This is a genomic window from Pseudomonas mandelii, assembly GCF_002251635.1.
GTDB classification, from domain to species: domain Bacteria; phylum Pseudomonadota; class Gammaproteobacteria; order Pseudomonadales; family Pseudomonadaceae; genus Aquipseudomonas; species Aquipseudomonas mandelii_B.
Genome location: NZ_NMOJ01000081.1, coordinates 41,130 through 51,816, shown reverse-complemented (window position 1 = coordinate 51,816; position 10,687 = coordinate 41,130). Strand labels below are relative to the sequence as shown.

The 10,687-nt window shown below is 60.5% G+C and carries 12 protein-coding genes; 7 read left to right on the top strand and 5 right to left on the bottom strand.

The window, feature by feature from the left end:
* Positions 1–71 precede the first annotated feature (71 nt).
* Complete coding sequence (locus B7L09_RS11815; RefSeq protein WP_094468951.1) at positions 72–575, bottom strand: L,D-transpeptidase family protein; 504 nt, start codon at positions 573–575, stop codon at positions 72–74.
* A 63-nt stretch (positions 576–638) separates the two neighbouring features.
* Positions 639–1,190, bottom strand: a complete 552-nt coding sequence (locus tag B7L09_RS11810; protein WP_094468950.1) for an NUDIX hydrolase — start codon at positions 1,188–1,190, stop codon at positions 639–641.
* Positions 1,191–1,408: 218 nt separating this feature from the next.
* Between B7L09_RS11810 and B7L09_RS11805 the strand changes: the two genes are divergently transcribed.
* The 5 genes from B7L09_RS11805 to purT all read left to right on the top strand — a co-directional run bounded on the left by B7L09_RS11805 (position 1,409) and on the right by purT (position 4,796).
* Positions 1,409–2,008, top strand: a complete 600-nt coding sequence (locus B7L09_RS11805; RefSeq protein ID WP_094468949.1) for a CoA pyrophosphatase — start codon at positions 1,409–1,411, stop codon at positions 2,006–2,008.
* A gap of 54 nt (positions 2,009–2,062) precedes the next feature.
* Positions 2,063–2,587, top strand: a complete 525-nt coding sequence (locus tag B7L09_RS11800; RefSeq protein ID WP_094468948.1) for a gamma carbonic anhydrase family protein — start codon at positions 2,063–2,065, stop codon at positions 2,585–2,587.
* Complete coding sequence (locus tag B7L09_RS11795) at positions 2,584–2,799, top strand: DUF1289 domain-containing protein (RefSeq protein WP_094468947.1); 216 nt, start codon at positions 2,584–2,586, stop codon at positions 2,797–2,799. The genes B7L09_RS11800 and B7L09_RS11795 overlap by 4 nt, the downstream gene beginning before the upstream one ends.
* A 248-nt stretch (positions 2,800–3,047) precedes the next feature.
* A complete protein-coding gene (locus tag B7L09_RS11790) occupies positions 3,048–3,515 on the top strand; it encodes a preQ0 transporter (RefSeq protein ID WP_094468946.1) in 468 nt (155 codons plus the stop codon).
* Between the two features lie 99 nt (positions 3,516–3,614).
* Positions 3,615–4,796, top strand: coding sequence for a formate-dependent phosphoribosylglycinamide formyltransferase (gene purT, locus B7L09_RS11785; protein WP_014719785.1), 1,182 nt, complete (start codon positions 3,615–3,617; stop codon positions 4,794–4,796).
* Between the two features lie 113 nt (positions 4,797–4,909).
* Here purT and B7L09_RS11780 read toward each other — a convergent pair whose 3' ends face one another.
* The 3 genes from B7L09_RS11780 to B7L09_RS11770 all read right to left on the bottom strand — a co-directional run bounded on the left by B7L09_RS11780 (position 4,910) and on the right by B7L09_RS11770 (position 8,594).
* Positions 4,910–6,223 (bottom strand): MFS transporter, encoded by a 1,314-nt coding sequence (locus tag B7L09_RS11780; RefSeq protein WP_094468945.1) that lies wholly within the window; start codon positions 6,221–6,223, stop codon positions 4,910–4,912.
* 310 nt (positions 6,224–6,533) lie between these two features.
* The gene (locus B7L09_RS11775) at positions 6,534–7,769 is read right to left on the bottom strand and encodes an HlyC/CorC family transporter (protein WP_094468944.1); all 1,236 of its coding nucleotides are present in this window, start codon (positions 7,767–7,769) and stop codon (positions 6,534–6,536) included.
* A gap of 12 nt (positions 7,770–7,781) precedes the next feature.
* Complete coding sequence (locus tag B7L09_RS11770; protein WP_094468943.1) at positions 7,782–8,594, bottom strand: cytochrome C assembly family protein; 813 nt, start codon at positions 8,592–8,594, stop codon at positions 7,782–7,784.
* Between the two features lie 210 nt (positions 8,595–8,804).
* Here B7L09_RS11770 and ffh point away from each other — a divergent pair, with 210 nt between their 5' ends.
* Both ffh and rpsP read left to right on the top strand, forming a co-directional pair.
* A complete protein-coding gene (gene ffh / locus B7L09_RS11765; protein WP_010207982.1) occupies positions 8,805–10,181 on the top strand; it encodes a signal recognition particle protein in 1,377 nt (458 codons plus the stop codon).
* Positions 10,182–10,431: 250 nt separating this feature from the next.
* Positions 10,432–10,683 (top strand): 30S ribosomal protein S16, encoded by a 252-nt coding sequence (rpsP, locus tag B7L09_RS11760; protein ID WP_003175899.1) that lies wholly within the window; start codon positions 10,432–10,434, stop codon positions 10,681–10,683.
* The last annotated feature ends 4 nt before the right edge of the window (positions 10,684–10,687 follow it).

Genomic DNA, 10,687 nt, shown 5'->3' with positions numbered 1-10,687 from the left:
CGGTCAGACACGTAGCTAGAGAGCAGCAGGTGGCTTTGTGTGGCGAGGGAGCAAGCTCCCTCGCCACAGGATTACGGACGAATCTCGATCATCGTGCCATCCGGCACCAGGCCCCAGACCTCACGCATGTCCATGTTGCGCATGGCAATGCAGCCGTCGGTCCAGTCCAGGGTGTGGAACCACTGCTCCGGGTATTCCTCGGTGTCGGGCGTACCGTGGATCATGATCATGCTGCCTGGCCTCACGCCTTCGCGGCGCGCACGGGCGGAGTCGCTGATATTCGGGTAGGAGATGTGCATGGCCAGGTTGAAGCGGTCGCTGGTCTTGCGCCAGTCCAGCCAATAGAAACCTTCGGGCGTGCGTTTGTCGCCTTCCATCAGTTTTGGTCCCTTGGGCCGTTTGCCCAGGGAAATGCGATAGGTCTTGAGCGGCTTGCCGTCATTGATCAATTGCAATTGGTGGGCGGATTTGAGCACCAGAACTTTTTCGATGACTTTGCCGTTCAGGGTTTCCGCAACGGAAGCCTGTGACAGGGTGACGAACGACAAGCAAAACACGGCAAGCAACCAGCGCATTGAAACGATATCCCTGAGAGGTGTCGCGACTATTTAGTTATAGGTGATTCTGGAGCCAGGACTTTAGGTGATGGCAGGCTGAGCAAGCGGCGGGATCGACTCGGATCGCACGGGGTAGACCTCGGTCCGCCGGTCAGCGAAGAAGCATTCTAAGGTACGGCCCACCGTGCGGAAAGCCAACTCTGACCACGGGATGTCGGCTTCGTCGAAAAGCTGCACTTCCAGGCTCTCGGGACCGGCGGAAAAATCCAGGTCCACCAGCTCCGCGCGAAAGAACACATGCACCTGACTGATGTGCGGCACGTCGATCAGCGTATAGATGCTCAGGTTGCGCACCCGCGCGCAGGCTTCCTCGGCCGTTTCGCGAACGGCTGCCTGCTCGATGGTTTCACCGTTTTCCATGAAACCGGCGGGCAGGGTCCAGTAACCGAGCCGAGGCTCGATGGCGCGTCGGCACAGCAATACTTTCGAGCCCCAGGTCGCCACGCAGCCGGCGACGATGTTGGGGTTCTGATAGTGAATCGCCTGACAGCTGTCACAGACAAAACGCAGGCGCGAGTCGCCTTCGGGGATGCGCTGGGTGACCGGGTTGCCGCACTGACTGCAAAATTTCATGCTGGGGTTCCTGAATGCTGCGCCTATCTTGGCGTGCGGCGGTGCCTGTCGGCAAGTTGTCGTTTAGCGACATGCAGTGGTTATGGGGTTGGGCGGCCGGTGCGATTGGTGCATGATGCAAGGTAGCGAATAAATCGAGAAGACTCATGCTGGACGAGCTACTTCACCGGGTANCGATTGGTGCATGATGCAAGGTAGCGAATAAATCGAGAAGACTCATGCTGGACGAGCTACTTCACCGGGTAAGCAACCACACGCCGCGTACCCTGGAATCTGATCGACGTTTCCCCGAAGCCGCGGTGCTGGTGCCCATCACCCGCAGTGACGAACCGGAACTGGTTCTGACCCTGCGCGCCAGCGGGCTCTCGACCCATGGCGGAGAAGTCGCCTTCCCCGGTGGGCGACGCGACCCCGAAGACCCGGACCTGATCTTTACCGCACTGCGCGAAGCCGAAGAAGAAATCGGCTTGCCGCCCGGCCTAGTGGAGGTCATCGGCCCGTTGAGCCCGCTGATCTCCTTGCACGGCATCAAGGTCACGCCTTATGTCGGGGTAATTCCGGACTTTGTCGAATACCTGGCCAACGATGCCGAGATCGCCGCCGTGTTCAGCGTACCTCTGGAGTTCTTTCGTGAGGATCCGCGGGAACACACCCACCGCATCGACTACCAGGGGCGCAGTTGGTACGTGCCGAGTTATCGTTACGGCGAGTACAAAATCTGGGGGCTGACGGCGATCATGATTGTCGAGCTGATCAACCTGCTCTATGACGACGAGATCAGTCTGCATCACCCGCCCAAAAGCTATATCAATACTTGAAGCCATCGTTCGTATGGCGTGAAACGCGGCTGCCTGAGCCTTGAGGACAATAAGATGAAATATCGCCTGGGCGACGCCCGCGTCGAGACTCATCCACGCAGCTGGGTGGCGCCGAATGCCACGCTGGTTGGCAAGGTCAAGCTGGAGGAGGGCGCCAACGTCTGGTTCAACGCGGTGTTGCGTGGCGACAACGAACTGATCCTGATCGGCAAGAACAGCAACGTGCAGGACGGCAGCGTGATGCACACCGACATGGGCTATCCGCTGACCCTGGGCACCGGCGTGACCATCGGTCATAACGCCATGCTGCATGGCTGCACCGTGGGTGATTACAGCCTGATCGGTATCAATGCCGTGATTCTCAACGGCGCAAAAATCGGCAAGAACTGCATCATCGGTGCCAACTCGCTGATCGGCGAGGGCAAGGAGATTCCCGACGGTTCGCTGGTCATGGGCTCGCCTGGCAAAGTGGTGCGTGAGCTGACCGAGCCGCAAAAGAAAATGCTGGAGGCCAGCGCTGCGCACTATGTGCACAATTCGCAGCGTTACGCCCGTGATCTGGTCGAGCAGGAAGAATGAACGCCACCGAACGACCGGTCCTCTCGCCATGCGTGAACATCTGCGCGTTGGACGAAGATGATATTTGCACCGGGTGCCAGCGCACCGTGGATGAGATTACGCGCTGGAGTCGCATGGACAACACCGAGCGCCGAGTGGTGTTGGGGCTGTGTCATGAGCGGGCGAAGTCGAGTGGGTTGATCTGGATGCTGCCTTCCAGATCCGATTCCTGAGCCTTGTGAGCCTTGTGAGCCTTGTGAGCTTTTGTGGCTGATGAGGTTTTTTGTGGCGAGGGAGCTTGCTCCCGCTGGGTTGCGAAGCAGCCCCATAGATGACAAACACATTCAACCTGACACACCGCGCCCCCTGATTTCAGGGCCGCTTCGCGCGCCAGCGGGAGCAAGCTCCCTCGCCACCGGGTTAATTGTGAGCCCGAGATAAAGTAATCTGTGCGCCAAATTGACAGGTATCCCGCCACCCCATGTTCTTCCTGATCGCCTACATCAGCAGTGTCGTGCTGATTAACTTCGCTTTCTCCACCGCCCCGCACCTGGACGTTATCTGGTCCGCCTGGGGTGGCCTGGTGTTTATCCTGCGCGACATGGTGCAAACCCGTTTCGGCCACGGCGCGATCATTGCCATGCTTGCAGCGCTGGTCCTGTCGTATGTCACTTCCGATCCGTCCATCGCGCTGGCCAGCGCCACGGCATTCGCGGTGTCCGAGTGCATCGACTGGCTGGTGTTCAGCATCACCAAGCGCCCGCTGCATGATCGCCTGTGGATAAGTTCGGCGCTGAGCATTCCCATCGACACCTTCATCTTCTTCGGCATGATCGATGCCTTCACCCCGGCCGTGATCCTTACCGCCATGGGCTCCAAGTTCGCCGGCGTGACGGTCGTGTGGCTGATCATGGCCTGGCGCTTGCGCAAACAGGCTGTCGCCAGCTGAAGCCAAACCTTGCGGTTCATGTAAAATGCCGCGCTTTCTCCCCATGGGACGCGCGCCAGGCGCCGCGACCCTCGATGATCCGCTTCTTGAGGACCTGAGATGACCCGTATCGGAACTCCATTGTCGCCAACCGCGACCCGCGTTTTGCTGTGTGGCTGCGGTGAGCTGGGCAAGGAAGTGGTAATCGAACTGCAACGCCTGGGCGTTGAAGTGATTGCCGTGGATCGCTACGCCAACGCGCCTGCCATGCAGGTCGCCCACCGTAGCCATGTGATCAACATGCTCGACGGCGCCGCCCTGCGTGCCGTGATCGAAGCGGAAAAACCGCACTTCATCGTGCCGGAAATCGAAGCCATCGCCACCGCCACCCTGGTGGAGCTGGAGGCCGAAGGCTTCACCGTGATCCCGACTGCGCGCGCCACGTCGCTGACCATGAACCGTGAAGGCATCCGTCGCCTGGCCGCTGAAGAGCTGGACCTGCCGACTTCGCCGTACCACTTTGCCGACACCTTCGAAGACTACAGCAAGGCCGTGCAGGACCTGGGCTTCCCGTGCGTGGTCAAGCCGGTGATGAGTTCGTCGGGCAAGGGCCAGAGCCTGCTGCGCAGCACTGATGACGTGCAGAAAGCCTGGGATTACGCCCAGGAAGGCGGGCGGGCGGGTAAAGGTCGCGTGATCATCGAAGGCTTCATCGACTTCGACTACGAAATCACCCTGCTGACCGTGCGCCACATCGGCGGCACCACCTTCTGCGCGCCGGTCGGCCACCGTCAGGAGAAGGGCGACTACCAGGAATCCTGGCAGCCGCAAGCCATGAGCCCGATTGCCCTGGCGGAATCCGAGCGCGTGGCCAAAGCGGTCACTGAGGCGCTGGGTGGTCGCGGCCTGTTTGGCGTGGAGTTGTTCATCAAGGGCGATCAGGTGTGGTTCAGCGAAGTGTCGCCGCGCCCGCATGACACTGGCCTGGTGACCCTGATTTCTCAGGACTTGTCGCAATTTGCCCTGCACGCTCGCGCGATTCTGGGCCTGCCGATTCCGTTGATCCGTCAGTTCGGGCCTTCGGCTTCGGCGGTGATCCTGGTGGAAGGGCAGTCCACCCAGACGGCATTCGCCAACCTCGGCGCCGCCTTGAGCGAGCCGGACACGGCGTTGCGTCTGTTTGGTAAGCCAGAAGTGAATGGTCAGCGTCGGATGGGTGTGGCGTTGGCGCGGGATGAGTCGATTGAGGCGGCTCGGGCTAAGGCAACGCGTGCTTCGAAGGCTGTTGTAGTAGAACTCTAAACCGNGTCGCGGCTATCGCGGGCAAGCCCGCTCCCACAGGGTTTTCGGTTGATCACAAATTTTGTGCACACCTGAAATTCTGTGGGAGCGGGCTTGCCCGCGATGGCGTCTTATCAGGCAACCCGATTCAAATCGTTATGCCGCGTCTCCTTCAGGCACAGCACNGCGATCAAGCTGAGCAGCGCTGCCGCCGACACATACCCGCCGACATAACTCAGCCCGCCCATCGCCACCAGCTTGGTCGCGAAGAACGGCGCCGCCGANGCCCCGACAATTCCGCCCAGGTTGTAGGCAGCCGACGCGCCGGTATACCGCACATGCGTTGGAAACAGCTCCGGTAGCAACGCGCCCATCGGTGCAAACGTCACACCCATCAGAAACAGCTCGATGCACAGGAACAGCGCCACGCCCCAGGTCGAGCCGTGGGTCAGCAGCGGTTCCATGGTGAAGCCCGACAGAATCGCCAGCACTGCGCCGATGATCAGCACCGGTTTGCGCCCGTAACGGTCGCTGGCCCAGGCTGACAGCGGCGTGGCGGCGGCCATGAACAGGACGGCGAAGCACAGCAGCCCGAGGAAGGTTTCGCGGCTGTAGCCGAGTGTCGACACGCCATAACTCAACGAAAACACTGTCGAGATGTAGAACAGCGCATAGCACACCACCATCGATCCGGCACCCAGCAGCATCGGCGCCCAGTACTGGCTGAGCAGCTCGACCAGCGGGATCTTCACTCGCTCCTGACGTGCCATGGCGTTGGCAAACACCGGGGTTTCGTGGAGTTTGAGGCGCACATACAGGCCCACCATCACCAGCGCAGCGCTGAGCAGGAACGGAATACGCCAGCCCCATGAGCGGAACTGCTCGTCGTTCAGTGTCATGGCCAGCGTCAGGAACAGGCCGTTCGCGGCCAGAAAGCCAATTGATGGGCCCAATTGCGGGAACATGCCGAACCAGGCGCGCTTGCCCTTTGGTGCGTTCTCGGTCGCCAGCAATGCTGCGCCGCCCCATTCCCCGCCCAGCCCGAGGCCCTGGCCGAAACGCAGCACACACAACAGAATCGGAGCCCAGGCGCCGATGCTGTCATAGCCCGGCAGCAAGCCGATCAATGTGGTGCACACACCCATCAGCAGCAACGAGGCGACCAGGGTTGATTTGCGCCCGATACGGTCACCGAAATGGCCGAACAGCGCTGAGCCCAATGGGCGGGCGATGAAGGCGATGCCGAAGGTCAGGAACGACGCCAGCATCTGCGCGGTGCCGGACGTCTGCGGGAAGAACACCGGGCCGATCACCAGCGCAGCAGCAGTGGCGTAGATATAGAAATCGTAGAACTCGATGGCGGTGCCGATAAAACTCGCCGTGGCCACGCGGGTGGCGGAGTTCGTCGGTTGGGTAGGCGCGTCGCTATAAGTCGTGCTGGTCGTCATGCGGTTATCCCTGACAGTCATGTGCCCCAGTGGAGCGAATTATTATGGTCGAACACCCAGGGATGTGGGAGTGAGGCGCGGCCGCTGCTCAAGGTAGGAACAGTCGTCGGTGTGGTGCGGATAATGCCGATGGTCTGGCCGGAACCTGCTGCGTGCGGGGTAAGCACGTGGTTCGGCGGGGGCTTGGGTAAGCGGATTCGATTATAGGAAGGTGGCTAACGATCAAACAAGTGGCTTGGGCTGAGTGATGGTTTTTGTGGCGAGGGCCCTCGCCACAGATAAACCCCACACCCCAGGCAGGTGTCAGGGTTTAGACAACGGCTGGAACCGAGCTGGTATGCCAGATCAGCACGCGCGTAACGCGGTTGTCTTCCGTCTCCAGAATTTCCAGGCGATAACGCCCGATCTTCAGGCACACCGCGCTGTCCGGAATCGTTTCCAGCGCCTCGGTCACCAGGCCGTTGAGGGTCTTGGGGCCATCGCTGGGCAGGTGCCAGCCCAGGCTCTTGTTCAGTTCGCGGATCGAGGCGGCGCCGTCGATGATGAAACGGCCATCGGCCTGCGGATGGATATGCGGGTTGTCCAGGCTGTGCTGACTTTCGAATTCGCCGACGATTTCTTCGAGAATGTCTTCCAGGGTCACGATGCCGAGCACTTCGCCGTACTCGTCGACCACCATGCCCAGGCGTCGCTGCTGCTTGTGGAAATTCAGCAGCTGCAGTTGCAGCGGCGTGCTTTCCGGCACGAAGTACGGTTCGTGGCAAGCGGCGAGCANNGCATCTTTGGTCAGGCTGGCATCAGGCAGCAGGTGTTGGATCTGCCGGGTATTGAGCACCGCTTCGACCTGGTTGATGTCGCTGTGAAACACCGGCAGGCGTGTGCGCTTGTTGTTGCGCAGTTGCTCGATGATCTCTTCAAGGGAGTCGTCGAGGTTGATCCCGTCGACGTCACTGCGGGGCACGAGGATGTCGTTGACCGTGATGTTGTCGAGCGCGTGGATGCCCGACAGCGGGTGCGGGCGGCAGACGGCTTGATCGTGATCGTCCTTGCGCTCGTTGGGGCTCTCGTCTTCGCTCTGTTGCACCACTTTGACCTTGCGGGCAAACGGTCGCATCAGCAGCCGGGTGAAGCCATTGAGCAGCCAGGCGGCCGGGTAGATGATTTTCAGTGGAGCACCGAGCAGCGTGTTGCCCAGGGCCAGGACGGCGTCGGGATAGCGCACGGCGAGGGCGCGCGGCAGGTAGTCGGAGAACACCAAAAGCGCGACTCCGGCGCCGAGGCAGGCAATCCATGGACCGTTTTCCGCCCAGATGAAGATCGCCAGCAAGGTGCTGATGACCACTGCCAGTGCGCGGCACAAGGTATTGCAGAAAATCAGGCTGTTGAGCGGGAAGCTCAGTTTCGCGACCGGTTTGTCGCTGGAACGCGAGGCGGTGCGCTGGGCCAGCAAGTGCTGTTGCGCCGTTTCGACGGCGGTAAACAGCCCCGACCATAANANCAGCAAGGTGATTACCGCGAGCATCGGCCCAAGGGGCAAGTTGTCCATGATCGCTGCCCGTCAGATATGCAGGATGTATTCGCGAACCAGCTTGCTGCCGAAATAGGCCAGCATCAGCAGGCAGAAACCGGCCAGGGTCCAGCGGATCGCTTTGTGCCCACGCCAGCCGAGACGGTTGCGACCCCACAGCAGCACGCTGAAAACGATCCAGGCCAGGCACGCCAGCAAGGTTTTGTGCACCAGGTGCTGGGCGAACAGGTTTTCGACGAATAGCCAACCGGAAATCAGCGACAACGACAGCAGTGTCCAGCCGGCCCACAGGAAACCGAACAGCAGGCTTTCCATGGTTTGCAGCGGCGGGAAGTTCTTGATCAGCCCGGACGGGTGCTTGTTTTTAAGCTGGTGGTCTTGCAGCAGCACGAGCAACGCCTGGAACACGGCGATGGTGAACATGCCGTAGGCAAGGATCGACAGCAGGATGTGCGCGAGAATGCCCGGCTCTTCGTCGATGACCTGCACCGTGCCGGCGGGGGCGAACTGCGCCAGCAGCACCGTGGCAACGCCGAGCGGGAACAGCAATATAAGCAGGTTTTCCACCGGGATTCGCGAACAGGCCAGCAGGGTCAGGGTGATGACGGCGGCGGCGATCAGGCTGGCGGCGCTGAAAAAGTCCAGGCCCAGGCCGACCGGCGTCATCAGATGCGTGAACAGGCTGGCACTGTGGGCCAGCACGGCAAGCACGCCGAGCGTGACCAGCAGGCGTTTGTTCGCCTTGGCGCCAGTGGCCAGGCGAGTGCCTTGATAGATAGTCGCAGCGGCGTATAAAAGGGCGGCGGCGAGGCTGGGTAGCAAACTGGGTGACAAGGGGACCATAAATCCTGTTAGGCAAGCCCGAAAGGCGCTGAGTTTGGCATAGAACCCCCGTAGCACGAAAGACCATGCAACCTGACGACGAGGTGTCCGCCAGACGCAGTCTTCGCTATAATCCGCGACCTGCCCACGCCGCAGGCTCGCCGAGCACATGTTTATTCCGGTCTGGGCCGCCATTATCCCGGTCTACACAGGGCCTGAAAGGATCGCGCAATGTTTGAAAACCTGACTGACCGTCTCTCGCAGACGCTGCGCCACGTAACCGGCAAGGCCAAGCTGACCGAGGACAATATTAAAGACACCCTGCGTGAAGTGCGCATGGCGTTGCTGGAAGCCGACGTGGCCTTGCCNGTGGTCAAGGACTTCGTCAACTCGGTCAAAGAGCGCGCGGTCGGCACCGAAGTGTCCCGCAGCCTGACCCCGGGCCAGGCCTTTGTGAAGATCGTCCAGGCCGAACTCGAAAGCCTGATGGGCGCGGCCAACGAAGATTTGAACCTCAGCGCCGTACCGCCAGCGGTTGTGCTGATGGCTGGTCTGCAAGGTGCGGGTAAAACCACCACCGCCGGCAAGCTGGCGCGCTTCCTTAAAGAGCGCAAGAAGAAGTCCGTGATGGTGGTGTCGGCCGACGTGTACCGTCCGGCGGCCATCAAGCAACTCGAAATGCTTGCCGGCGAAGTGGGGGTGACCTTCTTCCCGTCTGACCTGAGCCAGAAGCCGGTCGACATCGCTAACGCGGCTATTAAAGAAGCCAAGTTGAAATTCATCGACGTGGTTATCGTCGATACCGCCGGTCGCCTGCACATCGACGAAGAGATGATGGGCGAGATCAAGGCGCTGCATGCCGCGATCAACCCGGTCGAAACGCTGTTCGTGGTCGACGCCATGACCGGCCAGGATGCGGCCAACACCGCCAAGGCCTTCGGTGACGCACTGCCGCTGACCGGCGTGATCCTGACCAAGGTCGACGGCGACGCCCGTGGCGGTGCCGCGCTGTCGGTGCGTGCCATCACCGGCAAGCCGATCAAGTTCATTGGTATGGGCGAGAAGAGCGACGCGCTCGAGCCGTTCCACCCAGAGCGGATCGCCTCGCGCATCCTCGGCATGGGTGACGTGCTCAGCCTGATCGAACAGGCCGAAGCCACCCTCGACAAAGACAAGGCCGACAAACTGGCCAAAAAGCTGAAGAAGGGCAAGGGCTTCGACCTCGAAGACTTCCGCGACCAGCTGCAACAGATGAAAAACATGGGCGGCCTCGGCGGCCTGATGGACAAGCTGCCGAACATCGGCGGTGTGAACCTGGCGCAAATGGGCAATGCCCAGGGCGCGGCAGAGAAGCAATTCAAGCAGATGGAAGCCATCATCAATTCCATGACCCCGGCCGAGCGCCGCGACCCTGAGCTGATCAGTGGTTCGCGCAAACGTCGGATCGCCATGGGCTCCGGCACCCAGGTGCAGGACATCGGTCGCTTGATCAAGCAGCACAAGCAGATGCAGAAGATGATGAAGAAATTCTCCGCCAAAGGCGGAATGGCCAAGATGATGCGCGGCATGGGCGGTATGTTGCCCGGCGGTGGCATGCCCAAAATGTAAAGTATTCGAGCGCAAGCATGCTTGCGCTCCGACCCACAAGGATGTGGGATCTCCAGCAAACCCGCGGTTAGCGGGAGCTGACTCGCCGTTTTAACCGACGGCTCTATAGCAGATCTGAGTGGCACGCTGATAGGCGCCAGAAAAAGTCATTTGCAAAAGTCCGGATATTCCTTAGAATATGCGGCCTTTCGGGCACCTATGCCCGCTGTGCATTTAGATTTGCAGCACCGACTACAGGAACGATGTTCACATGCTAACAATCCGTCTTGCCCTTGGCGGCTCCAAAAAGCGCCCGTTTTACCACTTGACCGTAACCGACAGCCGCAACCCGCGTGACGGTTCGCACAAGGAACAGGTTGGTTTCTTCAACCCTGTTGCTCGTGGTCAAGAAGTTCGTCTGTCCGTGAACCAAGAGCGCGTAGCCTACTGGCTGAGCGTTGGTGCACAGCCATCCGAGCGTGTTGCCAAGTTGTTGAAGGACTCGGCTAAGGCCGCAGCCTGAGCAA